Here is a 25747-nt window from a genome sequence, read left to right on the forward strand (position 1 = left end):
GAAAAACAAAAAATGTTGGCTGGCATGCAGTATCACGCCAGCGATCCTGAATTGCGCGCCGAGCAGAATGCCACGGCGGGCTGGCTGGCGCGCTACAACGCCGCGCTGGGCGAGCCCGCCAGCTGGCAAGCCCTGCTGGGCGAGCGGATCGCGCGGGTGGGGCATGGCACCACCGTGCGTCCGCCATTTCACTGCGACTATGGCTGGCACATCACGCTCGGCGCGCGGGTGTTCGTCAATTTCGATTGCGTCTTCCTCGACGTTGCACCGATCGTCATCGGCGACGATTGCCGCATTGGGCCGGGCGTGCACATCTATACCGCCGACCACCCGCGCGATCCGGCCCTGCGCCGCGCCGGTTTCGAGTCCGGGCGTGCGGTCACCATCGGGCGTAATGCCTGGATCGGCGGCGGCGCCATCATCCTCGCCGGCGTGACGATCGGCGACGATGCCATCGTCGGTGCCGGCAGCGTGGTTACCCACGATGTCGCGCCCGGCGCCCAGGTCGCGGGCAATCCTGCGCAGCCGATCCCCGGCTAGCAATGGCCCGGCGATCCGGCATGTCGAAGGGGGCCGATGGCTGGCCGCGGTCGTTTGCCGCTTGCTATAATCGCGGCTTCGCATCAAAGGACAGCAAGGCAGGACAGGGCAGTGGCCAAACTCTATTTCAGGTACTCGGCGATGAACGCCGGCAAATCGACTGCCCTGTTGCAGGTCGCCCATAACTACGAAGAGCAGGGCCAGCGGGTCAAGCTCTACACGGCCGCGATCGATAACCGCTATGGCGTCGGACTGGTCACCTCGCGCCTGGGCGCGCAGCGCAGCGCCGAGGTCTTCGATGCCGATACCAATTTCCTCGAGCAAGTGTCGGGCGTGGCCTGCCTGCTGGTCGACGAATCGCAATTCCTTACCAGCGCCCAGGTCGGGCAACTGCACCAGCTGGCCCAGGTGCGCGGCGTGCCCGTCATCTGCTACGGCTTGCGCAGTGACTTTCGCGGCGAACCCTTCCCCGGTTCGGCCTACCTGCTGGCGCTGGCCGACGATATCGAGGAAATCAAGAATATCTGCACCTGCGGCAAGAAGGCGACCATGAATATCCGGGTCGACGAGCAGGGTCGGCGCATCCGCGAAGGCGAGCAGGTCAGCATCGGCGGCAACGAAAGCTACCGCCAGGCCTGCGGCCGCTGCTTCTACGGCAGGTAAGGCGATGATGCCCGGCTGCAGCGCATGGCTTCCGGCCGCCGCCTGCGCCGCGACGGGGCCCGCACTCGACATCTTCCTGTACCTTATTCCCTCGGCCGCGCTGGCGGTGCTGCTGTGGATTGCCTCCAGCGCCCATCCGGCGTTCTTCGTCTTCACCACTGCCGGCACCCTGTGCCATGAACTCGCGCACTTCTCGGTCGGCCTGTTGACCAATGCCGAACCGGTCGGCATGAGCGTGTTCCCGCGCCGGATCAAGCAGCCCAAGGGAGGGCACAATTGGGAGCTCGGCTCGGTCACCTTCGCCAACCTGCGCTGGTATAACGCGGCCCCGGCCGCGCTGGCCCCGTTGCTGGTGCTGCTGGTGCCGCTCGGCGTGGCCTGGTGGCGCACCCGCGGCGGCCTGGCCTTCGAACCGCTCGACCTGGCCATCATGTTCTTTCTTGCGCCCCAGTTCCTGTCGTTCTGGCCGTCCCCGGTCGACTGGAAGCTGGCGGCCCGTTCCTGGCCCTGGGCGCCGCTGCTGGCGCTGGCCCTGGCATGCTGGTATTTCAGGGAAGAAGTGCTAGGTATTATCAAGGCGTAAATACTTGGCGAAAAATCGCTTACGGCAGGCTTAATTGCGGGCGATTCCGGCGTTTCAAGCGGGACAAGCCGCCTCTGGCAGGCAGTTCTATCCTGTAGAATGGACCGCAAAGCGCGGTATGGCTGGCTTATCGATATGTGGTCATGTCGCATCCGCAAGGATTCACGTTCGGAGAAATGCAGAATGAAGAAGCACGTGCTCATCGCCGCCATGGCATTTGCCATGTCCGCCCATGTGGTGACGGCGCAGCCAGAGAAATCGGCTGCCATCGCAACGCCGGCGCCCGCCGATTCTGCCAAGAAGGCCGCCAGTCCCAAGGCCGCCGCTCCCAATTCGCTCGAGATGAAGCCGATCGCCGCCCAGAGCCAGGCCGCCCTGTGGGCCTCGCGCGTGCTGGGCCGCTACCATTACAGCCCGGTGCCGCTCGACGACGCGATGTCGGTCAAGATCTTCGATAGTTATTTCGACGGCCTCGATGGCGAGAAACTGTACTTTTCGCAGGCCGACCTCGACGGTTTCGCCGATCTGCGCACCAGGATGGACGATGCCATCAATAACGAAGACCTGACCGCGCCGTTCGCCATCTACAACCTGTACCAGAAACGCTTTGCCGAACGCATGGCCTATGCGCGCGGCCTGCTCAAGACCAAGTTCGACTTCAGTACCGACGAAACCATGGAGCTCGACCGCGAAAAGGCAGCCTGGGCCAAGAGCGAAGACGAGATCCGCGACCTGTGGCGCAAGCGCGTCAAGAACGACTGGCTGCGCCTCAAGCTGGCCGGCAAGGATGACAAATCGATCCGCGAAACGCTGGACAAGCGCTACGACAACTACGTCAACCGCATCCGCAAGCTGAACAACGAGGACGTGTTCCAGATGTTCATGAACGCCTACGCGACCGCGATCGAGCCGCACACCAACTACCTCGGGCCGCGCTCGGCCGACAACTTCGACATCGCCATGCGCCTGTCGCTCGAAGGCATCGGTTGCTCGCTGGAGTCGCGCGACGACTACACCATCATCCGCCAGATCGTGCCGGGCAGCCCGGCCGAGAAATCGGGCAAGCTGAAGGTCGGCGACCGCATCGTCGGCGTGGCCCAGGACAACAAGCCATTCGTCGACGTGCTGGGCTGGCGCCTGGACGACGTGGTGGCGCTGGTGCGCGGCAAGAAGGGCACGACCGTGCGTCTCGACGTGATCCCGGGCGATGGCGGCGTGGACGCAAAGCATGTCACCGTCTCCCTGGTGCGCAACAAGATCAGCATGGAAGAGCAGGCCGCCAAGAAGTCGATCATCAAGGTCAAGGACAACGGCGTCGAGCGCCGCATCGGCGTCATCTCGCTGCCGACCTTCTACCAGGATTTCGAGGCGCGCCGCAAGGGCGACCGTGATTTCCGCAGTGCGACCCGCGACGTCGAGCGCATCCTGGCCGAACTCAAGAAAGACAAGGTCGACAACGTCCTGATCGACCTGCGCAACAACGGCGGCGGCTCGCTGATCGAGGCGGTCGAACTGACCGGCCTGTTCATCGACAAGGGCCCGGTCGTGATGCAGCGCACCGCCGAGGGGCGGGTCGAAGTCGAAAGCGACACCAAGCCGGGACTGGCCTGGGATGGTCCGATGGGCGTCATGATCAACCGCGGTTCGGCCTCGGCGTCCGAGATCTTCGCCGCGGCGATCCAGGATTACGGTCGCGGCCTGGTGATCGGCGAACCGAGCTTCGGCAAGGGCACGGTCCAGACCCTGATCGACCTCGACCGCTTTGCGCCGAACGAAAAGATGCGTTATGGCGAGCTCAAGATGACCATCGCCCAGTTCTTCCGTATCAATGGCGGCACCACCCAGCTGCGCGGCGTGACGCCGGACATCAAGCTGCCGGTGCTGACCGATATGGAATCCTTCGGCGAATCGTCGTATGACAACGCGCTGCCCTGGGTCGCGATCAAGCCGGCGCAATACATGCCGCTGGGCGATCTCAAGGAACTCGTCGCGCCACTGCAGAAGCGCCACGAAGAACGCATCGCCAACGACAAGGACTTCCAGTTCCTGCAAGAAGACATCAACGAGGTCCTCAAGCTGCGCAAGGAAAACGTGATCTCGCTGAACGAAGCCGTGCGCCGCAAGGAACGCGATGCCCAGGATGCACGTTCGAAGATGCGCGAGGCGCGCCTGGCGGGTACCTCCACGACGCCGGACGAGCCGGCAAGCGGCCCCGGCAGCAACGAGAAGCGCGCCGAGACGCCGGATCCGACCAAGCCCGAGAAATCGGTGGTCGCCTTGCGCGGCACCCCGCGCCAGGACGACGGCCTGCAATACGACGAGCGCAATCTGCAGGCCGAACTGGCAGCCGAAAAGGCGGCCAAGGATGCCAAGGACGTGATGCTGCAAGAGGCCGCGAACATCCTGGCTGACGAGGTTGGCATGCTCAAGACGGATAGCCGGATGGCATTGCGCGTCATGCCGTATATGACGGTCGCCGACAGCAAGTAAATTTGTACCGTGACGCAGCGCCGTTTGCGCGCTGCCCTTGAGAAAGGCTGCATCCCTCACCGGATGCAGTCTTTTTATTTTCCGTGGTCAATTGATGTTGTAGCGACGCAGGGATGGTGTTTGCGAGGCTAGCAAGGTTAACAGGGTTGCATGGAGAAAGATCGCTGGGTTGGCAGAAAGAACTCTTCCGTGAACTTTGATCTCGGTAAATTGAATATCCTAAACTACGCAGTTAAATAGTCTATTTTTGCTACAACTCAGCAATAAACTTCTATGCACGATTTGATTTCGGTCAAAACTTGAGTTTTTGACAGTTGTGCTACGATGACTCCGTGGTTGTAAAAATAATAATCCTTACTTACCTTAGGAGTTATCTTCATGCTAATTCGCCATCTCGTTGTTGCTGGGCTTCTGGCAAGCGCCGGTGCGGCCCAGGCAGACGTCGTTTCGACGACAGGCTTCCAGAATGGATGGACCGCCGGCAACGGCAGCAGTGTGATCGGTTCCGGCGTGCTGGGCAATGACGTCAGCCTGGTCGGCGGCGTCGCGCACAGCGCGAACGGTGACCTGTCGAGCGCGCTGGTCGGAAAGGCCAGCGCCAGCCTGTCTTCTGCCGACGCACAAAGACTGTTTGTCCAGCAAGGCATCGACGCCAATTATGTTTTGAGCGGCGGTAATGGCCTGCTGGCAGCCCGTTACGGCAACTCCGTGTCGGTGATCAATGACGGCGATGACGTCAAGATCCTGCCTGGCCAGAATGCCGGCGGCGGCGCGGCGCCAGGCGGTCCGGTCGGCGATGCCGGTCCGGTCCCGGGCGGCGGTTTTCCTGCGGGCGGCGGCAATCCGGCTCCGGGTGGCGGCAGCAGCGCGCCGGGCGGTGGCAATGCAGCGCCGGGCAATGGCAACACCGCTCCAGGCAATGGCAGCGGCCCGGCAGCACCGGGTTCGGGCAACGACAGCGGCGGCGGTAGCGTCGTCGTGCCGGGCCCTGGCGCCGATCCGGTGTTCCAGTTGCCAGTCCAGGACGAGATCGGCGCACTGCCCGACGAAATCAACGCCGTGCCAGAACCGGGCACGATCGCCCTGATGCTGGCCGGCCTGGTCGGCGCTGGCGCCTTCTCGCGTCGCCGCACCAAGTAATATCCGCCGAGCCTGATCAGGCTCGGCACCGCGCCGCCCACGCTTGGCGGCGCGCCCGATTCAGGTACAATCCTTGTGAACGATCGTGCTATTCAAGACGACAACAACAAGGAGACCGCATGGACCTGCTTTACTCCGACGAGGACCTGGCCTTTCGCGACCAGGTCCGCGCCTTCCTCGCCTCGAACCTCCCGCCAGAAGTCCAGCACAAGGTGCGCCAGCACCTGCGCCTGCAGCGCGACGACTACGTTCGCTGGCACCGCATCCTGGCCGCCCAGGGCTGGGCCGCGCCCGGCTGGCCGGTCGAGTACGGCGGCCCCGGCTGGACGCCGGTGCAGCGCCACCTGTTCGAGGAGGAATGCGCATTGGCCGGCACGCCGCCGGTCCTGCCGTTCGGCGTCAATATGGTCGCGCCCGTGATCATGGCCTTCGGCAACCAGCAGCAGAAGGCATATTACCTGCCGCGCATCCTGTCCTGCGAGGACTGGTGGTGCCAGGGATATTCGGAACCCGGCGCCGGCTCGGACCTGGCCGCGCTCAAGACCAGTGCGCGCCGTGCGACAGATGGTGAAGGCGACCATTACATCGTCAACGGCCAGAAGACCTGGACCACGCTGGCCCAGCATGCCGACATGATTTTCTGCCTGGTGCGCACCGATGCCGGCGTGCGCAAGCAAGAGGGCATTTCCTTCCTGTTGATCGATATGCGCAGCCCCGGCGTGACGGTGCGCCCGATCGCGATGCTCGACGAAGACCATGAGGTCAACGAAGTCTTCTTCGACAATGTGCGGGTGCCGGTCGCCAACCTGGTGGGCCAGGAAAACCGCGGCTGGACCTATGCCAAATACCTGCTGGGCCATGAGCGCACCGGCATCGCCGCGGTCGGACGCTCCAAGCGCGAACTGGCCTTCGTCAAGCGCCTGGCATTACGCGAACAGAAGCGCGGTCGGCCGCTGCTGGACGATCCCCTGTTCGGCGCCAGGGTGGCAGCGCTCGAGATCGAACTGATGGCGCTCGAGATGACGGTGCTGCGCGTGCTGGCCAGGGGCGAGTCCGCGCCCGGCCCCGAAGCGTCGATGCTGAAGGTGAAGGGCACCGAGATCCAGCAGGCGCTCACCGAGCTGATGGTGGAAGCGGCCGGCCCGCTGGCACTGCCTTTCGATCCAGCCTACCTGGATGGCGGCCGCGAACACGCGCTCGCGGGCGACGACGATGCGGCGCCACTCGCAGGCTACTACTTCAATTACCGCAAGACCTCGATCTATGGCGGGTCGAACGAAATCCAACGCAATATCATCTCCCAGATGATCCTGGGACTGTGAGGACGGCATGCATTTCGAACTGAACCAGGAGCAGTTGCAGCTGGCCGATGCGATCCGGCGCTGGATCGGACGCGATTACCGCTTCGATGCGCGGCGCGCGATCGTCCATTCCGATGCCGGCGTGTCGCCCGACGCCTGGGCCACCATGGTGGAACTGGGCCTGACGGCGCTGCCGGTGGCCGAGGAGCACGGCGGCTTCGGTGGTGACGCCGTCGCGATGTTCGGCGTCATGCAGGAACTCGGCCGTGGACTGGTGGTCGAACCGTATATGGCGACGGTGCTGGGCGCCGAGTTCCTGCGCCTGGGCGGCGCGCACGGCGCCTTGCTCGAGGGGGTGGCTGGGGGTGAACTGAAACTCGCCTGTGCATTGGGCGAACGTCAGTCACGGCACGACGCCTTCGACATCGCCACTTGCGCCCAGACCGTCGATGGCGGCTACCGCCTGCATGGCGAAAAGCGCGTGGTGCTGCATGGCGCAGCGGCCGGCGTGCTGGTGGTGTCGGCGCGGCTTGCCGGCGCGGGGCGAGGCATCGATGGCGTGACCCTGTTCGCGGTGCCGGCCGAAAGTGCGGGCCTGGGCGTTACCAGTTACCGCACACTCGATGGCTTGCGCGCGGCCACGATCGCGCTCGATGGCGTGGTGGTGGGCGCAGATGCGGTAATCGGGCGCGCGGGCGAGGGCGGCGCCATCCTCGATGCGGCGCTCGACTATGGCGCCGGCCTGCTGTGCGCCGAGGCGCTGGGGGCGATGCAGGCGCTGTTCGACACGACGCTCGAGTATCTCAAGACGCGCCAGCAGTTCGGCGCGCCGATCGGCAAGTTCCAGGCCTTGCAGCACCGCATGGCCGATATGGCGATCCACCTGGAACAGGCGCGTTCGATGGCCTTGCTGGCAGCGCTGACCCTGGCGCGCACGCGGGGCGATGCGGGTGCTAATCCGGGCCCCGATGCTGCAGCGCGCCGGCGCGTCGTGTCGGCCGCCAAGTACCGCGTGGGCCTGGCTGCGCGCTTCATCGGCCAGAACGCCATCCAGCTGCATGGCGGCATGGGCGTGACCGACGAGCTGCCGGCCTCGCACTATTTCAAGCGCCTGTCGCTGATCGAACTGACGCTGGGCGATATGGACCACCATCTGGAGCGCTTCATTGCGCAACCAGGCTTCAGGGAGGCCGCATGAGGGCAGCACCAGACGGCGCGGCAGGCATGCCGGCAGGCGCAACAGACAACCAGGGCGCGGGCGCGCTGGCCGGCAAGCGCTGGTATTTTGAAGACTTCCACCCCGGCCAGCAGATCGACCTGGGCCAGCGCACCGTCACCGAAGCCGAGATCCTCGCCTTCGCGCGCGAGTTCGATCCGCAGTCCTTCCACGTCGACGCGGCGGCCGCGCAGGCATCGCTGTACGGCGGCCTGATCGCCAGCGGCTGGCATACCTGCAGCATGATGATGCGGATGGTGGTCGACGGCCTGCTCAATTCGGCCTCGGGCATGGGTTCGCCCGGCCTGGACGGCGTACGCTGGCTGCAGCCGGTGCGCGCCGGCGACACGCTGCGCGTGCGCTACCTCACGCGCCAGGTCAAGGCCTCCAGCACCAGGCCCGATCGCGGCGTCGTCTGGTCGACCTGGATCGCCACCAACCAGCACGGCGTCGACGTGTGCACGGTCGACGGCATGAGCATGTACGGGCGCCGTCCCGCGACGGAGGATTGATGGCCACTACGATCGCGCTCGACGCGCTGCCGGCGCATATCGGCAGCGAGGTCGCCGTCTCCGACTGGTTCGAGGTCGGGCAAGACCGCATCGCCACCTTCGCCGATGCGACCGACGACCACCAATGGATCCACCTCGACCCCGAGCGCTGCAGGCGCGAGTCGCCGTTCGGCCAGACTGTGGCGCACGGCTTCCTGACCCTCTCGCTGCTGCCGGCCATGCTCGGCAGCGCGCTGGCAATCGACGGCATGCGCATGGGCGTGAACTATGGCCTGAACAAGGTGCGCTTCCCGAGTCCGCTGCCGGCCGGCAGCCGGGTGCGCGGGCGCTGGCTGCTGCGCGGCGCCGATGCGGTCGCCGGTGGCTGGCAATTTACCTGGGATGTGACGATCGAGGCCGAGGGCGCCGCCAAACCGGTGTGCGCGGCAGAGTTCCTGATTCGCTGCTACGCCTGACGCGCCACTGTCACACCCTGCAGCTTGAGGCGCCGCTATCACGCCCAACGCGGCCCGGCTGGTTACAAGCCGACATTGCTGTCCGTGCCGGCCGCGCCGCCGTCCGCACCAGCGCCGCCGATCCGATAACGGTTGCGTCCCGCCGCCTTGGCCTGGTAGAGCAGGGCGTCGGCGCTGGCAACCAGGCTGTCGGCGCCCTGGCCGTCGCGCGGCACCAGGCTCGATAGTCCCATGCTCATCGTCAGGTGCGGCGCGGTTGGCGAGGCCGCATGCGGCATGCCCAGCCGGGCCAGCTCGTCCAGCAGGCGGTGGGCCACGCCCTCGGCGCCGACGGCGTCGAGCTGGGGCAGCAGGATCGCGAATTCCTCGCCGCCGTAGCGCGCGACCAGGTCGTGGGTGCGGCCGGCCCCGCGCCGCAGCGCCGCGGCCACCTGCACCAGGCAGGCGTCGCCGGCCTGGTGGCCGTAGTGGTCGTTATAGGCCTTGAAATGGTCGACGTCGGCCAGGATCAGCGCCACCGGCAAGCCGGCGCGCGCGCAGCGCCGCCACTCGGCTTCCAGGCGTTCGTCGAAGGCGCGGCGGTTGGCCACGCCGGTCAGCGGATCGGTCAGGGTCAGGGCGCGCAGGGCGTCGGCCTGGCGCTTGACGGTCAGGTGGGTGCGCACGCGGGCACGCACCACGGCCGCGTTGACGGGCTTGGTGATGAAGTCGGCCGCGCCGGCGTCGAGCGCGCGCGTCTCGTCCTCGGGCGTCTTGAGTGCGGTGACGAAGATCACCGGGATGTCGCAGGTCTCGGGCGCCGCGCGCAGGGCCGCGCACACCGCGTAGCCGTCCATGTCGGGCATCACGGCGTCGACCAGGATCAGGTCGGGCTGCTGGCTGCGCGCCAGCTCCAGCGCGCGCTCGCCGCTGAGCGCGAACAGCACTTCTTGCTCTTCCTGCAGCGCCCCGTGCAGGATCTGGATGTTTTCCATCGCATCGTCGACCACCAGGATGCGGCCATTGCGTGCCATCTCGGTCCAGCTCATGGTGTGCCCTTTCGCTTCATGAGGTCGATCACCTGGCGCGCCGCCTCGTCGAAGCGCAGGGTGGCGATGGCCTCGGTCAGTGCCGCCGCCGCCTGTTGCCCGGCCGCGGCCGCCAGCGCCGGCCGCAGGGCGCCCTCGGCCGCCATCGCCTTCATATTGTTATTCTCCAGCAGGTGGAGCAGGCGCGCCAGTGCATCATGCAGCGTGGCGCCGTCATCCATCGAGGGTAGCGCGGATGCCGGCTCCCGCTCGTGCTGCGGCGGCGCCAGCTCGCGGGCGGTCGCGACCACCGCATCGAGCGCGCGGCCGAGGTCGGCCAGGCGCAGGCGCACGGTGCCGTCGTCGGCATCGCGCAGCGCCTGTTCCAGGGCATGGGCGGCGTCGGCGGCGCCGTTCGCGCCGAGGTTGGCGGTCACGCCGCGCAGCCGGTGCGCCAGCTGGCCGGCGCCGGTGCGATCCCCTGCCTCGACCTGCGCGCGCAGCTCGCCGAAGGTGCGCGCCTGGCCGTCGGCGAAGCGCGCGAACAGCTCGCAGAAGCGCTCGAAGCTGCCGGCAAAGCGCGGCAGGGTGGACTTCAGGTCGATGCCGGGCAGGTGCGGCAGCGGTAACAGCGGCTGCGGCGGCGCCGTGCCTGCGACGGGGTCCGGTTGCTGCGGCCCCATCGGCCGGGTCACCCGGGCCAGGGTCGCGACCAGGGCGTCGACATCGATCGGCTTGGCCAGGTGGGCCTGCATGCCGGCGTCGAGCGAGCGTCGGCGGTCGTCGTCCATCGCATTCGCGGTCATGGCCACGATCGGCAGCGCGAGGCCGGCGGCGCGGATCGCGGCGGTGGCCTCGAAGCCGTTCATCACCGGCATCTGCAAGTCCATCAGCACCACGTCGTAAGCGGCGTCCTCGAGCAGCATGCTGAGGGCGGCGCGGCCGTTGGCGGCGATGTCGAGCGTGGCGCCGGCGTGGGCCAGGATGAAGCCCGCCACTTCCTGGTTGATCAGGTTATCCTCGACCAGCAGCACGCGCAGGCCGCGCAGCGCCCCGGCCAGCGGCGTACCGGCCGGCGCCGGGGCGCCGGCGTGGGCACCGCCCAGCATCCGGGCGACGGCCGCGCGCAGGCTGGCGCGGGTAAAGGGTTTGCCCAGCACGGCCGCGAAGTGCAGCCCGTCGGCCAGCTCGTCGGCCAGTTCGGCGTAGCGCTCGGTATCGGGATCGGGCGCCAGCAGGCACACGCGGGGCAGGTGGGCGCCGGCCTTGCGCGCGGCGGCGATCAGCGGCAGCCCATCGAGGCCCGGCATGGCGCTGTCGACGAAGGCCAGGTCGTAGCGCTGCGCGCACAGGGCGTCGAGGGCGGCGTCGCCATCGGGCGCGGTGTCCACCCGCCAGCCGAAGTCGGCGCAGGCCGTGGCCAGGGCATCGCGCGCGCTGGCATTGTCGTCGGCGACCAGTACCCGCAGCGCATCGTCTTCGATCGCCGGCGCCAGGACAGCGGGTTCGGCCACGGGGAACGCGAGCTCGAAGCGGAAGGCGGCGCCGGTGCCCAGGCTGCTTTCCAGCCGCAAGACGCCGCCGGCCAGCTCCACCAGCCGGCGCGAGATCGACAGCCCCAGTCCGGCGCCGCCGTATTTGCGCACGGTCGAACTGTCGGCCTGGGAAAACACCTCGAAGATGCCGGCCTGCACCTCGGGCGAGATGCCGATGCCGGTGTCGCGCACCTCGAAGCCCAGGCGCACCCGGCCATCCGCCGCGCCGAGCAATGCGATCGACAGCACGATCTCGCCGCGCTCGGTGAACTTGACCGCGTTGCCGACCAGGTTGAGCAGCACCTGCTCGAGCCGCACCGGGTCGCCGTTTAGCAGCGGCGGCACGCCGTGGTCCACCACGAACGCCAGCTCGACGCCCTTGGCCCAGGCGCCGGGGCCGTTGAGGACCGCGATGCTGGCCAGGATCTCGTCGATGCGCAGCGGGATGCGCTCCAGCGTCAGCTGGCCGGCCTCGATGCGCGAGAAGTCGAGCAGGTCGCTCAGCATGCCCAGCAGCGAACGGGCGGCGGTGCGCATGCGCGCCACGTAGCCGCGTTCGCGCTGGCCCAAGTGACCTTCTTCGAGCAGGCGCGCCAGGCCGACGATCGCATTCATCGGGGTGCGCAGTTCATGGCTCATATTCGCCAGGAACTCGCTCTTGGCGCGGCTGGCCTGTTCGGCCAGGCGCAGCGCGGCCTCGAGCTGGGCGCCGGTGGCGCGCGCCGCCGCCTCGGCCGCGACCCGGGTGCTGATGTCGCGCACCGTGGCCTGCATCATGCCGACCCCGCCGATGTCGACCCGGGTCAGCAGCACGTCGGCGATGAACTGGCTGCCGTCGGCGCGCAGGTGGATCCATTCGAAGGCGGCGCCGCCCTCGTCCAGCGTGCGCCGCATGTACTCGATCGCCACCTCGTTGCTCGGGCGGCCGTCGGCCTGCAGCAGCGGCGACAGGCTGGCGGGCGATTCGTCGAGCAGGGCAACCGGATCGCGAAAGCCGAACAGGTCGGCCGCGGCCTGGTTGGCGCTGACGAAGCCGGCGCCATAGGCCAGCAGCAGGTGGGCGTCGCCGGCCGCCTCGAACAGGGCGCGGAACATCTCCTGGTGGTCGCGTTCACGCTGCTGTTGCTGCTTGCGCTCGGTGATGTCGAGCACCACCGCGTTCACGCCCATCAGCCGATGGTCGGGACCGAAGACCGGGAAGTAGCTCGAGATCCAGTGGCGCATCACGCCCGGCGCCGCCGGGGTGTCGGTGGTGGCCTCGACCTCGACCAGGGGGCGGCCGGTGCCGATCACGCGCCGGTAATTGGTCTCGAGTTCCTCGCCTCTTGGCCCTAGCAGCTCGGGCAGGGTGCGGCCGGCGTGCTCGCGCGACGGGCGGCCATTGATGTCGGCCAGGTAGTCGTTGACCATGACCATGCGCAGCGAGGTGTCCATGAAGCACAGCCCGACGGGGATCGAGGCATACACGGTTTCCAGTTGCGCCTTGGAGCGCTCGAGTTCCTGGGTGCGTTCGGCCACCAGGGTCTCGAGGCCGCGCCGGTGCTCCTGCAGTTCGGCGTCGACCCGGCGCAGTGCGCGCGCGACCGTCTCGACTTCGCGAATGTCCGATGGCGGCAAGACCAGCGGCTCGCCGCGGCCCAGTTGCTCGGCGGGGCCGGCCAGGCCCTGCACCGCGCGCGCGATCGAGCCGCCCAGCGCCCAGGCCAGGGCCAGGCTGATCGCCAGCAGGCCGGCGATGGCGGCCACGGTCTTGGGCATCGACTGCCCGAGCAGGTCGCCGGCCGCATCGTGCGGATAGCGGATCGCCACCAGCCAGCCGTGCACGGGCGAACGCGCGAAGGCGGCGAAGGTCGGCGGACCGCCCTCCTGTGGCAGTTCGACGATGCCGGGGCTGCCGCGCGCCACGGCGGCGGCCAGCGCCGGCGCCATCGGCATGCCGATGTGAGAGCCGGCGCCGGCGCCCGCGCTGCGCGCGACCGCCAGCAGGCGCCGGTCGTGGATCTCGGCGATCCAGCCGTCCGGCAGGTGCTGGCGGTCGAGCAGTTCGGCCATGCGGCGCGCGCGCAGGTGCACCGACAGCACGAAGCGCACCTGGCCCTCGTGCCAGATCGGCACGTCGATCGACAGCGCAAACTGGTCGCCGTCGTCCAGCCGGTGCAGGCCCGAGGCCACGGTGCCGCCGGTCTCGGCCACGCGCCGGATGTCGGCCTCGTTGCCGTTGCGCGGCAGCGCCGCGCCGAGCGGATAGCGGGTGCTGATCAGCGGCATGCCGTTCGGCAGGCTCAATACGAAGGCCTGGGCCGGGAAGTCAGGCCGCAGCAGGCTGCGCGCCACGCCGTGGATGGCGGCCATGTCGCCCTTGGCCATCATCGCGGTCTTGGCCAGCACCCGTGCCGCGGTCTCGCCACTCTCGATGTCGCGGTCGACCGCCGCCGCCAGTACCTCGGCCACGGTGCGGGCGTCGCGCGCGACGTGGTCGCGTTCGCGCACGGCCGCATCGCGCGCCAGGGCGATATAGCCGAGCAGGATCGGCAGCGCGCACGCCAGCACCAGGATGTACAGCTTGGCACGGATCGAGGGTAGCGGCAGGCGGGCGAACGACAATATGGCTCCTGGTTGAGGGGTGATGAGCGGGGCAGGCGACATGGTAGCGGCCCTCATCCATGCAGCATAGCGGAGCGCGGCCCCGGCGGGCCGAACGTCTTGAGTCCGCAACATGACGGTCCGGCCATATTTGTCTTTATGGAACGGGTCGCGAAGACCGGTCGTTGGCCGATTGCTACCATCAGGCAAGCATTGCGCGGCATATCCGAGACAGAATATCGCCGCGGGATGATGCCGATAGTCACTATTGTTCCCTCAGGCATTAGAATCTACCCTGAAAGAATTCACCCCAGGGATGGTATGGCAAGGCCAGAGAAAGTTCGCCTCGGCGAAGTGCTGATGCAACAGAAGCTGTTGAGCGAAGAACAACTCCAGCAGGCGCTCGCCGACCAGAAGCGCACCGGCCGCAAGCTGGGCCGCGTGTTCGTGGAAAGCGGCTTCGTCACCGAAGAGCAGATCTCGGGCGCCCTGGCGCGCCAGCTGGACATTCCCTACCTGAATCTCAAGTTCTACAACATCAACGCCGACCTGGTGCGCCTGCTGCCCGAGACGGCGGCGCGGCGCTTCCGCGCGCTGGTGCTCGAAGACCGGGTTGATGCGATGCTGGTCGGGGTATCCGACCCGACCGACCTGTTTGCCTACGACGAGATCGCGCGCCTGCTCAAGAAGGGCGTCGAACTGGCGGTGGTCAACGAGACCGAGGTGCTGGCGGCGATCGACCGCATCTACCGCCGCACGGGCGAGATCACGGGCCTGGCGCGCGAGGTCGAGGCCGACCTGGGCGACGCCTCGATCGACTTCGGCGCGCTGGCCGCCAATCCGGGACTCGAGGAAGCGCCGATCGTCAAGCTGCTGCAATCGGTGTTCGACGATGCGGCGCAGGTGCGCGCCTCCGACATCCACATCGAGCCGCAGGACGGGCGGCTGCAGATCCGCTTTCGCATCGACGGCGTGCTGCACCTGCAGACCGAGGCCGACCTCAAGGTCGCCACGCCGCTGGCGTTGCGCCTCAAGTTGATGGCCGACCTCGACATCTCCGAAAAACGCCTGCCGCAGGACGGCCGCTTCGCGGTCAAGGTGCGCAACCAGCGCATCGACGTGCGCCTGTCGACCATGCCGACCCAGTACGGCGAATCGGTGGTCATGCGCCTGCTGAACCAGGTCAGCGCCAACCTGCGCCTGGATGCGATCGGCATGCCGGCGCGCCTGGTCGAGCGTTTTCGCGCCATCGTGGCGCGGCCCAACGGCCTGGTGCTGGTGACCGGGCCGACCGGCAGCGGCAAGACCACGACCCTGTACAGCGCCCTGTCAGAACTGAACTCGGTCGAGAAGAAGCTCATCACGGTCGAGGATCCGGTGGAGTACCGGCTGTCCGGCATCAACCAGGTGCAGGTCAACGACAAGATCGACCTGTCGTTCGCGCGCGTGCTGCGCTCGGCGCTGCGGCAAGACCCGGACATCGTGCTGGTCGGCGAGATGCGCGACCAGGAAACCGCCGCCATCGGCCTGCGCGCCGCGATGACCGGCCACCTGGTGCTGTCGACCCTGCACACCAACGACGCGGCGTCCACGCCGCTGCGCCTGATGGACATGGGCGTGCCGCGCTACATGGTCAGCGGCTCCTTGCAGGCGGTGCTGGCCCAGCGCCTGGTGCGCGTGATCTGCGAGAGCTGCACGGTCGACTACCAGCCGGCCGCCAACGAGATCGACTGGCTGCGCGCCGAACTGGGCGAGCATGCCGCCAGCACCCGCTTCTATCACGGCAAGGGCTGCTCGCACTGCAACGGCACCGGTTATCGCGGCCGCACCGGGGTGTATGAATTGCTGGAGATGACGCGCGCCGTGACCGACGCCGTGAATCACCCCGATCCCGGCCACTTCCTCAAGGTCGCCCACACCGAGATGCGCGGCGAGACCCTGCGCCGCCATGCGGTGAGCCTGGCGGTGCAGGGCCGCTCGACGATCGCCGAGGCGATGCGGGTCAGTAACCAGATGGACGACTAAGGCCTGCGACTGATTCATGCCATATTTCGCCTACAAGGGCCGCAACGCACGCGGCGAGCCGGTACACGGCGTCCTGGAAGGCGCCGACAGCGGCGCCGTGGCCGACCAGCTGTTCGGCAGCGGCGTCACGCCGATCGAGATATCCGTGACAAGAAAGGCCGCGAGCACCGGCGGCCTCGGTTGGCGCGAGCGCCTGTTCGAAAAGAAGGTCACGTCGATGGACGTGCAGCTGTTCAGCCGCCAGATCCATACGCTGCTCAAGTCGGGCGTGCCGATCATGCGTGGCCTGGCGGGATTGCAGGAATCGGCGATCAGCCCGGCATTCGGGCGCGTGATCAAGGATTTGCGCGAGTCGCTCGACGCCGGGCGCGAACTCTCGGCCGCCATGATGCGCCATCCACAGTGTTTTTCTCCGTTCTACCTGTCGATGGTGAAGGTGGGCGAGATGACCGGGCGCCTCGAGGAAGTCTTCCTGCGCCTGTTCGACCACCTGGAATTCGACCGCGACATGCGCGATCGGGTCAAGACGGCGCTGCGCTATCCGAGCTTCGTGGTGATCGCGATGGCCATCGCCATGGTCGTGGTCAACATCTTCGTCATCCCGCAGTTTGCCTCGGTGTTCAAGTCCTTCGGCGCTGAGCTGCCGCTCATGACGCGCATCCTGCTGGCGACGTCGGGCTTCACCATCAAGTGGTGGCCGGCGCTTGCGGGCGCCGCGGTCATCGGCTGGTTCGGTTTCCGGGCCTGGACCCGCACCGCGCAGGGGCGGCTGGCGTGGGACCGCTACAAGCTGCGCCTGCCGATCGCCGGCAAGATCATCCACAAGGGCACCATGGCCCGCTTCGCGCGCAGTTTCGCGCTGTCGATGCGCAGCGGGGTGCCGATCGTGCATGCGCTGACCGTGGTGTCGCAGACCGCCGACAACGCCTACCTGAGTTCGCGCATCGAACAGATGCGCGACGGCGTCGAGCGCGGCGACAGCATCCTGCGCACCTCGACGGCGGCGAATGTGTTCACGCCGATCGTGCTGCAGATGATCGCGGTGGGCGAAGAAACCGGGTCGATCGATGACCTGATGGACGAGATCGGGCAGATGTACGAGCGCGAGGTCGACTACGAACTCAAGACCCTGTCGAGCCAGATCGAGCCGATCCTGATCACCTTCCTGGGCGTGATGGTGCTGATCCTGGCGTTGGGGATTTTCTTGCCGATCTGGGATCTCGGCGAGGCGGCGCTGCATCAGAAATAAGCAACGGGACGCGACGCTGTTGCAAAAAGAACGCACTGGCTTGATGAAACTTAAAATTACATCAACGAAACATTGCTTTCAGGCGATCCTTTTGCCGTCAAGACATCAATATTGCACATTCTCACGGTAGAATTGTTCAGCAATGCAGTACCCAGCAGGACGACCACTCGTCCATACCATCGTTACGGAGAAAGAAGAATGAAAACCAGTTTCAACATGAAAACGCAGAGTGGTTTCACCCTGATCGAACTGATCGTGGTGATCGTCATCTTGGGCATCCTGGCAGCGACTGCGCTGCCGAAGTTTGCCAACCTGAGCGGCGATGCGCGCGCTGCGGCGCTGCAGGGCGCGAAAGGGTCGATCGCATCGGCGTCGTCGATGATTCACGGCAAATGGCTGATCACGAATACGACCCCGGTCAAGGCTGAAGGCGTGGATATCGCCATCGTCAATGGCTATCCGAGTGCGGCAGCAATCAAGATCGCTGCTGGCCTGTCGGATAACGATTTCCGGATCGACACGAATGGCCAGACCACCACCGTGCGTGCCAAGGGCGCGCCGGCAGCACTGGATGAAACGTGCAAGGTCACGTATACCGAGGCGAACGGTAACTCGCCAGTACCTGTCATCGTGGCGACCGTCGGCACCTGCGAATAATCCAGGTAAGAGTTGGGAAACAGGCGCTGCCAGTCAGCGCCTGTTTTTTGTCAGTGTCACGGCCAGGCTGTGCCAGACAGCCACGGAAACATTCATTTTTTCAGACTTGGCGACATTTCGTGATTTTTCCGGGACGTCTTGTCTATAATCAAGTTCCCACGGGCATCGCCCAGTTTTACGACCTCCGCCGTGCGCATGCGCTTGTTTAAAAAAACAAAAAAGAAAGAGGACTGGCTGGCGCTTGCCGCGACGCGCGACGGGTTCGCCATTGCCAGCGTCAAGCGCATTGCCGGCGCCAAGCCTGTGCTGCGACTTGCCGCCCTCGTTCCTGGCCAGGCGACCGTAGAAACTGTCGACAAGGCTGCGCGCGACGGGCAGGCTGCCTTGCGCCACGTGGTCATGCTGTTGTCTGGCGGCGAATACCAGATCCTCAACGTCGAAGCGCCGAACGTGCCGCGAGAAGAACTCAAGACCGCCATCCGCTGGCGCCTGAAAGACGTCCTCGATTTTCCGCCCTCGGAAGCCACCATCGACGTGCTCGACATCCCGCTCGACGCCAATTCGCGTGCCCAGCAATCGGTGTTCGCGGTCGCTGCCCGCAACACGGTGATCCAGCCGCGCCAGAAGCTGTTCCTGGATGCGAAAGTCGAGCTGCACGCGATCGACATCCCGGAGATGGCGCAGCGTAATGTGTCGGCCATGCTCGAACCTGAAGGCCGTGGCATCGCCATGCTGTCGTTCGGCGACGATGGCGGCCTGCTGACGGTGTCCTATCGCGGCGAGCTGTACCTGTCGCGCCGCTTCGACGTCACCCTGGCCCAGTTGCTCGAGCCGGATCACGACCGCAAGCACCAGAGCTTCGACAAGATCACCCTCGAACTGCAACGCTCGCTCGACCATTTCGAGCGCCAGTATTCCTTCATCAGCATCGCCAAGCTGGTCCTGGGCCCGTCGCCCGTGAGCGGCCTCGATGAATACCTGTCGAGCAACCTGTACACGCCGGTCGAGACGCTCGACCTGGCCACCTTGTTCGACCTGTCGCGCACGCCCGAGCTGGCGGACAAGGCGCAGCAGCAGCGCTTCTTCCTGGCGATCGGCGCCGCGCTGCGCGAAGGCGAGGGCGCATGAGTACGATCACACGCCAGCAGATCAATCTGTTCAATCCGGCGTTCCAGCCGCAGAAACAGATCCTCTCGAGCGCCACCATCGCATTGGCGATCGGCGCCGTCATCGCCGGCGTTGCCATCCTCTCCGTCATCGGCAAGATGGAAATCGCCGAACTGCAGCAGCAGGCCGCCAGCGGCGCCGCCCAGCTCGAGAAGCGCCAGGCGCGCCTGGCCTCGGCCAACAGCGAATTCGCGCCGCGCCAGAAGGACACGACGCTGGACGCGCAAATCGCCGAGGCGAGCGCCCAACTGGCTGCCATGCGCCACATCTCGGGTGCGCTGTCGCGCGGAGAGCTCGGCGACACCAGCGGCTTTGCCGGCTACTTCAAGGCGCTGGCGCGCCAGAGCGCGCAGGGCCTGTGGCTGACCGGCGTGACGGTCGACGCGGGCGGCTCCCAGATCGGCATCAAGGGACGCACGGTCGATCCGGCCATGGTGCCCGGCTACCTGAACCGCCTGACCCACGAGCCGCTGATGCAGGGTAAATCCTTCGCCAGCCTGCAGATCGGCGAGGCGGCGCCGCTGCAGGTGCAGGATGCCGAGGGCAAGCCAGCCACCCGCCCCGCGCCGTATATCGAATTCAGCCTGCAATCCGTGCCGGAGGAGCCCCGCAAATGAAAGAGCGGATCCTGCAACTGCGCGCGCGCATCGACGCGCTGTCGCTGCGCGAACGCGGGCTGGTTGGCCTGGCCGCCTGCGCGCTGCTGGCCTTCGTCGGCCACGCGCTGATCCTGGCGCCAATGGCGGCGACCCAGGAAGCGTTGCGCGGCCAGATCGCCCAGCAGCGCACCGAGATCGCCGCCATCGACGAGGCCATCGTCGGCCGCGTGCAGGCCTTCCAGCTCGACCCCGACGCCGCGTCGCGCACGCGCCTGAATGCGCTGCGCCAGGAAATGGGCCAGCTCGGCGACCAGCTGCTGGCGATCGAGCACGGCCTGGTGCCGCCCGAGCGCGTGGCCCCCCTGGTCGACGGCATCCTGCGCGCCAACGGGCGCCTGAAACTGGTCGCGATGCGGACCCTGCCGGTCGAACCGCTGGCGGGACCGAATGCGCCGCCAGCCGCCACCGCATCCGCGCCGATGGCCGCACCGGCCGCTGCCCCTTTGCTGTACCGCCACGGCATCGAAGTCACGGTGCGCGGCAACTATCTCGACATGGTCGACTACATGAGCGCACTCGATGCGATGCCGACCCGGATGTTCTGGGGCCGGGCCCAGCTCGACGTGGAGGAATATCCCGCCGCGCGCCTGACGCTCACCCTGCATACCCTGAGCCTGGACCGACAATGGATGAAGCTGTGAAAAACCTGTTCCTGACCGCGCTGGCCTGCCTGGCGCTGGCCCAAGCGCCCGCATCCGCGCAAGCGCTGCTCGACCCGACCCGTCCGCCGGCCAGCATGGACCGTATTGCACCGAGCGCCGGCGACGTCGACGACGGCCCACGCCTGCAGTCGGTGCTGATCGCGCGCCATGCGGGCGGCCGCCACGTGGCCGTGATCGACGGCGAAACGGTACGTCCGGGCGAAACCTTCAAGGGCGCGCGCGTGGCGCGTGTCAGCGCCGACGAGGTGGTGCTGGTGCGCGGCAGCGAACGGCAAGTGCTGCGCCTGGATGCGCCGCTGCCCGGCATGACGCGGGCCGCCAAATGAAGACGGAATCGATCATGACCAAGCTTTTCACGATCCCTTGCACGTTGGCGGCGCTGGTCCTGGCCGGATGCCAGAGCGCGCCGCCGAACGCGACCTACGACGCCATCGCCCAGGAGATGGCCAAGGCCAACAGCCAGCCGGCCCCGCGTCCCGCTGTCGACGATGCGGTGGCCAATGCGCTGCTGCCGCCAGCGGCGACCCTGGCCGGCCAGTTGCCCAAGGCGCGCCCGGCGCTCGAGGAACGCTTCAACGTCGCCTTCAACAACGTGCCGGCGCAGCAGTTCTTCCGTTCGATCGTGGCCGGCACCCGCTACAATATGCTGGTGCATCCAGACGTGAACGGCACGATCAGCGCCAACCTCAAGGACGTGACCCTGGTCGAGACGCTGGAAGCGGTGCGCGATATGTACGGCTACGACTACAAGATCGACGGCGCCCGCATCAGCATCCGCCCGCTGACCATGCAGACCCGCATGTTCCACGTGAACTACCTGACCGCCCAGCGGCTCGGGATGTCGAATACGCGCGTGTCCTCGACCTCGGTCGCCGACGCCGGCAACAACAATAACAACAATAACAACAATAACAACAACGGCGGGATGGGCCAGGGCTTCGGCAACCAGGGCGGCCAGAACGGGCAGAACGGCCAGAACGGCAATGGCGCCAACGGCCAGCTGCAACTGAACAGCACCGACGTCCAGACGCGTTCCGACAACGACTTCTGGAAAGACCTCAAGGAATCCATCACCGCCATCGTCGGCACGCTCGAGGGCGGACGCAGCGTGGTGGTCAGCCCGCAATCGGGCGTGCTGGTGATCCGCGCCATGCCCGACGAGTTGCGCAACGTCGATGCCTACCTGAAGGCGACCCAGCTCTCGGTCGACCGCCAGGTGATCCTGGAAGCCAAGATCCTCGAAGTGGAGCTCTCCGACAGCTACCAGAGCGGCATCAACTGGGCCTCGTTCGCCTCGTTCCGCGGCGGCACCGCCAACCGCGTCTCGGGCGGCATGATCGCGCCCGGCGCCAGCCTGGCGCCGCTGCCGTACAACGGTGGCCAGCCGGCCCCGATCAACAACGGCTCGGGTCTCGCGGCCAGCACCGGCTTCTCGCTGTCGAACGCCGCCACCGCAGCCGGTTCGCTGTTTGGCTTGGCCTTCCAGACCAATAATTTCGCGGCCCTGATCACCTTCCTGGAGTCGCAGGGCAGCGTGCACGTGCTGTCGAGCCCCCGCATCGCGGCGGTCAACAACCAGAAGGCCGTGCTCAAGATCGGCACCGACGAATTCTTCGTCACCGGCATCACCAACAATATCAACACCACCAATAACAGCACCATCGTCAGCCCGACCGTGACGGTGCAACCGTTCTTTTCGGGCGTGGTGCTCGACGTGACGCCGCAGATCGACGACAAGGGGAATATTCTCCTGCATGTCCACCCTTCGGTGAGCCAGGTCACGACCGTCAACAAGGACGTCGACCTGGGCTCGGGCGGCACCCTGCGCCTGCCGCTGGCGGCGTCGAGCACGTCGGAGCTGGACAGCATCGTGCGCGGCCGCGACGGCCAGGTGGTGGCGATCGGCGGCCTGATGCGCCAGGCATCGAGTGGCGACACCGACCAGTTGCCGGGCGCCGACAAGATCCCGCTGCTGGGCCAGCTGTTCCGCAACAAGAACCGGGTCAGCCAGAAGCGCGAGCTGGTCGTGCTGATCAAACCGACGATCGTCGAAGGCGCGAGCGACTGGAGCCAGGACATGCTGGACGCCAGCCGCCGTATCGAGCAGCTCGACCCGCGCAGCCGCGGCCGCACGCTGGGCGGCGACTGATGTACGCGGCGCATTTCGGCCTGCGCGAGCTGCCGTTCGGGATCACGCCAGACACCAGCTTCTTCTTCGGCAGCCCGCGCTCGCAGGAAGCGCTGAACACCCTGCTGGTGGCGGCGCGCGGCGGCGAAGGCTTCATCAAGATCACGGGAGAGGTCGGCACGGGTAAAACCCTGTTGTGCCGCAAGTTCATGGCGACCCTGGGCGAGGGCTTCGTCACCGCCTACATCCCGAACCCCTACCTGGAGCCGCGCACCCTGATGCTGGCGCTGGCCGACGAACTCGAGATACCGCTCGAGCGCGACGTCGACCAGCACCAACTGCTCAAGGCCATCAACCTGCGTCTGCTCGACCTGGCCGGCCAGGAGTTGCGCGTGGTGCTGTGCCTGGACGAGGCGCAGGCGATTCCCGTGGAAAGCCTGGAGGCGCTGCGCCTGTTGACCAATCTCGAGACCGAGAAGCGCAAGCTGCTGCAGATCGTGCTGTTCGGCCAGCCGGAATTGAACCGCAAGCTCGAACTCGATTCGATCCGCCAGCTTGCCCAGCGCATCACTTTTCATTATCACCTCGGCCCCTTGAGCCGCGATGACCTCGACTTTTATGTCGCGCATCGCCTGCGCGTGGCCGGCTTCGGCGGCGCGCGCCTGTTCACGGGCGCCGCGATCCGTGGCCTGTATAAAGCCAGCGGGGGCGTGCCGCGCCTGGTCAACATCATGGCGCACAAGGCGCTGATGCTCAGCTACGGCCAGGGCAAGCAGCAGGTGGTCAAGAGCCATGTCGCCATCGCCGCGCGCGATACGGTCGGCGTCACGCGCACGATCTGGACCTGGTTGGCGGGCGGCGCCGTCGTCGCCGGCGCGGCGGCCGGCCTTGCCTGGACATTCGCGCCATGAGCCTGATTAACAAGATGCTGCAAGACCTCGACGCGCGCGCCGGCCAGCCCGGCGCCGCGCCGCTGCCCGACGACGTGCGCCTGCCGCCGGCGGCCGAGCCGCGCGCCCCGTGGTTGCGCGGTGCGCTGGCCGGCGGCGCGCTGGCCGCTGTTGCGGTGGCTGGTGTGGTCGGCTGGCGTGCGCTGGGCGAGTCGCCCGCGCCGGTGGTGGCATCCGTGGCTGCACCGAGCGTGGCGCCGGTGGCGATGCCCGCGACTGCACCGGTGCAGGTGCTCGATGTCGCGCCGCCCGCGCCGCTGCCCGCGGCGCCGGAGCCGGAACCAGAACCAGAACCAGGACCGCAGCCGCAAGCGCTTCCTCCCAAACCGCGCAAGGAAATCGTGCGTACGCAGGCGCCACGCAAGCCGGCGGCGCCCGCGGTCGTGAACGGCCGTACCGAAACGGCACCGCAGCGCGTCGAGAACGCCTACCGGCATGCGCTGCTGGTGCTGGAGGATGGCCGCGTCACCGAGGCCATCGCGTCCCTGCAAGCTGCGTTGAAGCTCGACCCGCGCCACGAACCGTCGCGGCAAACCCTGGTCGGCCTGCTGATCGAGGCCAAGCGTCCCGACGAAGCGATGCGCCAGCTGCAAACGGCGCTGGCCCTGGACGCGGGCCAGCCGTCGATGGCGATGCTGCTGGCGCGGCTGCAGCTGGAGCAGGGCGGTCCCGCGATCGAGACCCTGATGCGCACCTTGCCGCATGCGGCCGGCAATGGCGACTACCACGCCTTCCTGGCCGGTGTGCTGCAACGCGAGGGCCGGCATCGCGAAGCGGCCGGGCATTACCAGGCCGGGCTGCGCACGGCGCCCCGGCACGGCGTGTGGTGGATGGGCCTGGGCATCTCGCTGCAGGCCGAGAAGCGCGATCCCGAAGCCGCGGCCGCCTTCCAGCAGGCCCAGGCGAGCGGCGCACTCTCGCCCGAGCTGCAGGCTTTCGTGGAGCGCAGGCTGCGCCAGCTGGGCCGCTGAACCGGGGCCGCTTCCGGCCTTGCCAGAATTGCTTGACAAAAAGATTTGGTGATCCTAAAGTGATATCACTTTGATGTTACTCACTGGAGGAGATCGACCATGCAAGCAGCCCACACGCGCCGGGAATCGGCGTTCGCATCGACCAACGGCTATCTGGCGGCCGGCGCCGGGATCGTCCTGCTGCTGGCTGCCTTCTACCTGTTCCAGCGAATGGCCCAGGCGCCGCAAGGCCTGTATTACCTCATCGGCAGCGGGGCGCTGCTACTGGCCACAGCGCTGTGCCTGGGCGGCCTGTACATGCTCCAGCCGAACGAGAGCGCAATCCTGACCCTGTTCGGCAAGTACGTCGGCACCGACCGCAGCGAAGGGCTGCGCTGGGCCTTCCCGTTCTACGTCAAGCGCCGGCTGTCGCTGCGCGCCCGTAACTTCAATGCGCCGACGCTCAAGGTCAACGACAAGCGCGGCAATCCGGTCGAGATCAGCGCGGCGGTCGTCTGGCGCGTGCGCGACACCGCCCAGGCGGTGTTCGAGGTGGACGATTTCGAGCGCTATGTATCGATCCAGGCCGAAGCCGCGCTGCGCCACCTGGCCTCGCAATATGCCTATGACGAGGGCGAGGACCTGGCCGCGGGCGAGACCACGCTGCGCGCCGGCATGGACGTGGTGGCCGAGACGCTCAAGGTCGAACTGCAGGCCCGCTTCGAGGCGGCGGGCGTGGAGGTGCTCGACGCCAAATTGACCCACCTGGCCTATGCCCCCGAGATCGCGCAAGTCATGCTGCGCCGCCAGCAGGCCGAGGCCATCATCAGCGCCCGCGCTAAAATCGTGCATGGCGCCGTGAGCATGGTGGAGACGGCGCTCAACGGCTTGTCCGAGCGCGGCATCGTGCAACTCGACGACGAACGCAAGGCGGCGATGGTCAGCAACCTGCTCGTCGTGCTGTGCTCGGACAAGGAAACCCAGCCAATCGTGAATACAGGCACCTTGTATAACTAGCAGTCGACAAGCATGGCAAGTCCAGGAAAAAAAGCCTTCCCCTTGCGGATCGACCCCGCACTGTGGGAAGAACTGCAGCGCCTCGCCGCCCGCGACCTGCGCAGCGTGAACGCGCAGATCGAGTTCATGCTGCGCGAGGGGCTGGCGCGGCGCGGCGTGAAGCATCCCGGGGCCGGCGGCAAGCGCGATGCTGGCGACAGCGGCGACGGCGAATAGCCTGTGCGAGACGAACCCCGCGGGGATCTGTTGTTGTGATAG

General features: G+C 66.9%; 23 protein-coding genes. 21 read left to right on the plus strand and 2 right to left on the minus strand.

The annotated features are described in order from the left end of the window. Nucleotides 1-12 precede the first annotated feature (12 nt). The 9 genes from E8M83_RS24510 to E8M83_RS24550 all read left to right on the plus strand — a co-directional run bounded on the left by E8M83_RS24510 (nucleotide 13) and on the right by E8M83_RS24550 (nucleotide 8900). Nucleotides 13-540 (plus strand): sugar O-acetyltransferase, encoded by a 528-nt coding sequence (locus tag E8M83_RS24510; RefSeq protein ID WP_307721873.1) that lies wholly within the window; start codon nucleotides 13-15, stop codon nucleotides 538-540. A 111-nt stretch (nucleotides 541-651) separates the two neighbouring features. Continuing rightward, nucleotides 652-1203: a thymidine kinase gene (locus E8M83_RS24515; RefSeq protein ID WP_137175970.1), complete on the plus strand. Its 552-nt coding sequence runs from the start codon at nucleotides 652-654 to the stop codon at nucleotides 1201-1203. Between the two features lie 4 nt (nucleotides 1204-1207). Continuing rightward, complete coding sequence (locus E8M83_RS24520) at nucleotides 1208-1786, plus strand: hypothetical protein (RefSeq protein ID WP_229491889.1); 579 nt, start codon at nucleotides 1208-1210, stop codon at nucleotides 1784-1786. Nucleotides 1787-1969: 183 nt separating this feature from the next. After that, on the plus strand, nucleotides 1970-4276 hold the full coding sequence (locus E8M83_RS24525; RefSeq protein WP_137175971.1) for a carboxy terminal-processing peptidase: 2307 nt from the start codon (nucleotides 1970-1972) through the stop codon (nucleotides 4274-4276). Between the two features lie 378 nt (nucleotides 4277-4654). Further along, complete coding sequence (locus tag E8M83_RS24530) at nucleotides 4655-5416, plus strand: PEP-CTERM sorting domain-containing protein (RefSeq protein ID WP_137175972.1); 762 nt, start codon at nucleotides 4655-4657, stop codon at nucleotides 5414-5416. A gap of 119 nt (nucleotides 5417-5535) precedes the next feature. Next, the gene (locus E8M83_RS24535) at nucleotides 5536-6738 is read left to right on the plus strand and encodes an acyl-CoA dehydrogenase family protein (protein WP_137175973.1); all 1203 of its coding nucleotides are present in this window, start codon (nucleotides 5536-5538) and stop codon (nucleotides 6736-6738) included. A 7-nt stretch (nucleotides 6739-6745) separates the two neighbouring features. Next, nucleotides 6746-7915: an acyl-CoA dehydrogenase family protein gene (locus E8M83_RS24540; protein ID WP_137175974.1), complete on the plus strand. Its 1170-nt coding sequence runs from the start codon at nucleotides 6746-6748 to the stop codon at nucleotides 7913-7915. After that, a complete protein-coding gene (locus E8M83_RS24545) occupies nucleotides 7912-8445 on the plus strand; it encodes a MaoC family dehydratase (protein WP_137175975.1) in 534 nt (177 codons plus the stop codon). Before E8M83_RS24540 ends, E8M83_RS24545 begins: the two co-directional genes overlap by 4 nt. Next, nucleotides 8445-8900, plus strand: coding sequence for a MaoC family dehydratase (locus E8M83_RS24550; protein WP_137175976.1), 456 nt, complete (start codon nucleotides 8445-8447; stop codon nucleotides 8898-8900). The genes E8M83_RS24545 and E8M83_RS24550 overlap by 1 nt, the downstream gene beginning before the upstream one ends. 62 nt (nucleotides 8901-8962) lie before the next feature. Here E8M83_RS24550 and E8M83_RS24555 read toward each other — a convergent pair whose 3' ends face one another. After that, nucleotides 8963-9928, minus strand: a complete 966-nt coding sequence (locus E8M83_RS24555; RefSeq protein ID WP_137175977.1) for a diguanylate cyclase domain-containing protein — start codon at nucleotides 9926-9928, stop codon at nucleotides 8963-8965. Next, a complete protein-coding gene (locus tag E8M83_RS24560) occupies nucleotides 9925-14046 on the minus strand; it encodes a response regulator (RefSeq protein WP_137175978.1) in 4122 nt (1373 codons plus the stop codon). Before E8M83_RS24560 ends, E8M83_RS24555 begins: the two co-directional genes overlap by 4 nt. 300 nt (nucleotides 14047-14346) lie before the next feature. On the opposite strand from E8M83_RS24560, the gene E8M83_RS24565 reads away from it, so the two are divergent. From E8M83_RS24565 to E8M83_RS24620, 12 genes are all read left to right on the plus strand, one after another. After that, nucleotides 14347-16050: a GspE/PulE family protein gene (locus tag E8M83_RS24565; protein ID WP_137175979.1), complete on the plus strand. Its 1704-nt coding sequence runs from the start codon at nucleotides 14347-14349 to the stop codon at nucleotides 16048-16050. Between the two features lie 16 nt (nucleotides 16051-16066). Beyond that, complete coding sequence (locus E8M83_RS24570; RefSeq protein ID WP_137175980.1) at nucleotides 16067-17299, plus strand: type II secretion system F family protein; 1233 nt, start codon at nucleotides 16067-16069, stop codon at nucleotides 17297-17299. Nucleotides 17300-17515: 216 nt separating this feature from the next. Next, nucleotides 17516-17956 (plus strand): type II secretion system protein, encoded by a 441-nt coding sequence (locus E8M83_RS26555; protein WP_170976915.1) that lies wholly within the window; start codon nucleotides 17516-17518, stop codon nucleotides 17954-17956. A 195-nt stretch (nucleotides 17957-18151) separates the two neighbouring features. Continuing rightward, nucleotides 18152-19084 (plus strand): type IV pilus biogenesis protein PilM, encoded by a 933-nt coding sequence (gene pilM, locus E8M83_RS24580; protein WP_137175982.1) that lies wholly within the window; start codon nucleotides 18152-18154, stop codon nucleotides 19082-19084. Continuing rightward, a complete protein-coding gene (locus E8M83_RS24585; protein ID WP_137175983.1) occupies nucleotides 19081-19740 on the plus strand; it encodes a PilN domain-containing protein in 660 nt (219 codons plus the stop codon). Before pilM ends, E8M83_RS24585 begins: the two co-directional genes overlap by 4 nt. After that, nucleotides 19737-20423 (plus strand): type II secretion system protein GspM, encoded by a 687-nt coding sequence (gspM, locus tag E8M83_RS24590; protein WP_137175984.1) that lies wholly within the window; start codon nucleotides 19737-19739, stop codon nucleotides 20421-20423. The genes E8M83_RS24585 and gspM overlap by 4 nt, the downstream gene beginning before the upstream one ends. Continuing rightward, nucleotides 20420-20770, plus strand: coding sequence for a hypothetical protein (locus E8M83_RS24595; RefSeq protein ID WP_229491891.1), 351 nt, complete (start codon nucleotides 20420-20422; stop codon nucleotides 20768-20770). The genes gspM and E8M83_RS24595 overlap by 4 nt, the downstream gene beginning before the upstream one ends. Before the next feature lie 14 nt (nucleotides 20771-20784). After that, nucleotides 20785-22593: a pilus (MSHA type) biogenesis protein MshL gene (mshL, locus tag E8M83_RS24600; RefSeq protein ID WP_137175986.1), complete on the plus strand. Its 1809-nt coding sequence runs from the start codon at nucleotides 20785-20787 to the stop codon at nucleotides 22591-22593. Further along, a complete protein-coding gene (locus tag E8M83_RS24605) occupies nucleotides 22593-23483 on the plus strand; it encodes an ExeA family protein (protein WP_137175987.1) in 891 nt (296 codons plus the stop codon). The genes mshL and E8M83_RS24605 overlap by 1 nt, the downstream gene beginning before the upstream one ends. Then, nucleotides 23480-24493: a lipopolysaccharide assembly protein LapB gene (locus tag E8M83_RS24610; RefSeq protein WP_137175988.1), complete on the plus strand. Its 1014-nt coding sequence runs from the start codon at nucleotides 23480-23482 to the stop codon at nucleotides 24491-24493. The genes E8M83_RS24605 and E8M83_RS24610 overlap by 4 nt, the downstream gene beginning before the upstream one ends. 99 nt (nucleotides 24494-24592) lie before the next feature. Beyond that, entirely contained in the window at nucleotides 24593-25489 is an 897-nt protein-coding gene (locus E8M83_RS24615) for an SPFH domain-containing protein (protein ID WP_137175989.1), read from the plus strand. A gap of 12 nt (nucleotides 25490-25501) precedes the next feature. Further along, the gene (locus E8M83_RS24620; protein WP_137175990.1) at nucleotides 25502-25705 is read left to right on the plus strand and encodes a hypothetical protein; all 204 of its coding nucleotides are present in this window, start codon (nucleotides 25502-25504) and stop codon (nucleotides 25703-25705) included. The last annotated feature ends 42 nt before the right edge of the window (nucleotides 25706-25747 follow it).

The sequence above is a fragment of the Massilia sp. HP4 genome, assembly GCF_005222695.1.
In the GTDB taxonomy this organism is placed as follows: domain Bacteria; phylum Pseudomonadota; class Gammaproteobacteria; order Burkholderiales; family Burkholderiaceae_D; genus Telluria.

Excerpts from the sequence above, each read along its gene's own strand:
- E8M83_RS24510 (WP_307721873.1), top strand. The coding sequence starts at position 13 with ATGTTGGCTGGCATGCAGTATCACGCCAGCGATCCTGAATTGCGCGCC.
- E8M83_RS24520 (WP_229491889.1), top strand. The coding sequence starts at position 1,208 with ATGATGCCCGGCTGCAGCGCATGGCTTCCGGCCGCCGCCTGCGCCGCG.
- E8M83_RS24525 (WP_137175971.1), top strand. The coding sequence starts at position 1,970 with ATGAAGAAGCACGTGCTCATCGCCGCCATGGCATTTGCCATGTCCGCC.
- E8M83_RS24530 (WP_137175972.1), top strand. The coding sequence starts at position 4,655 with ATGCTAATTCGCCATCTCGTTGTTGCTGGGCTTCTGGCAAGCGCCGGT.
- E8M83_RS24535 (WP_137175973.1), top strand. The coding sequence starts at position 5,536 with ATGGACCTGCTTTACTCCGACGAGGACCTGGCCTTTCGCGACCAGGTC.
- E8M83_RS24540 (WP_137175974.1), top strand. The coding sequence starts at position 6,746 with ATGCATTTCGAACTGAACCAGGAGCAGTTGCAGCTGGCCGATGCGATC.
- E8M83_RS24545 (WP_137175975.1), top strand. The coding sequence starts at position 7,912 with ATGAGGGCAGCACCAGACGGCGCGGCAGGCATGCCGGCAGGCGCAACA.
- E8M83_RS24550 (WP_137175976.1), top strand. The coding sequence starts at position 8,445 with ATGGCCACTACGATCGCGCTCGACGCGCTGCCGGCGCATATCGGCAGC.
- E8M83_RS24555 (WP_137175977.1), bottom strand. The coding sequence starts at position 9,928 with ATGAGCTGGACCGAGATGGCACGCAATGGCCGCATCCTGGTGGTCGAC.
- E8M83_RS24565 (WP_137175979.1), top strand. The coding sequence starts at position 14,347 with ATGGCAAGGCCAGAGAAAGTTCGCCTCGGCGAAGTGCTGATGCAACAG.
- E8M83_RS24570 (WP_137175980.1), top strand. The coding sequence starts at position 16,067 with ATGCCATATTTCGCCTACAAGGGCCGCAACGCACGCGGCGAGCCGGTA.
- E8M83_RS26555 (WP_170976915.1), top strand. The coding sequence starts at position 17,516 with ATGAAAACGCAGAGTGGTTTCACCCTGATCGAACTGATCGTGGTGATC.
- pilM (WP_137175982.1), top strand. The coding sequence starts at position 18,152 with ATGCGCTTGTTTAAAAAAACAAAAAAGAAAGAGGACTGGCTGGCGCTT.
- E8M83_RS24585 (WP_137175983.1), top strand. The coding sequence starts at position 19,081 with ATGAGTACGATCACACGCCAGCAGATCAATCTGTTCAATCCGGCGTTC.
- gspM (WP_137175984.1), top strand. The coding sequence starts at position 19,737 with ATGAAAGAGCGGATCCTGCAACTGCGCGCGCGCATCGACGCGCTGTCG.
- mshL (WP_137175986.1), top strand. The coding sequence starts at position 20,785 with ATGACCAAGCTTTTCACGATCCCTTGCACGTTGGCGGCGCTGGTCCTG.
- E8M83_RS24605 (WP_137175987.1), top strand. The coding sequence starts at position 22,593 with ATGTACGCGGCGCATTTCGGCCTGCGCGAGCTGCCGTTCGGGATCACG.
- E8M83_RS24610 (WP_137175988.1), top strand. The coding sequence starts at position 23,480 with ATGAGCCTGATTAACAAGATGCTGCAAGACCTCGACGCGCGCGCCGGC.
- E8M83_RS24615 (WP_137175989.1), top strand. The coding sequence starts at position 24,593 with ATGCAAGCAGCCCACACGCGCCGGGAATCGGCGTTCGCATCGACCAAC.
- E8M83_RS24620 (WP_137175990.1), top strand. The coding sequence starts at position 25,502 with ATGGCAAGTCCAGGAAAAAAAGCCTTCCCCTTGCGGATCGACCCCGCA.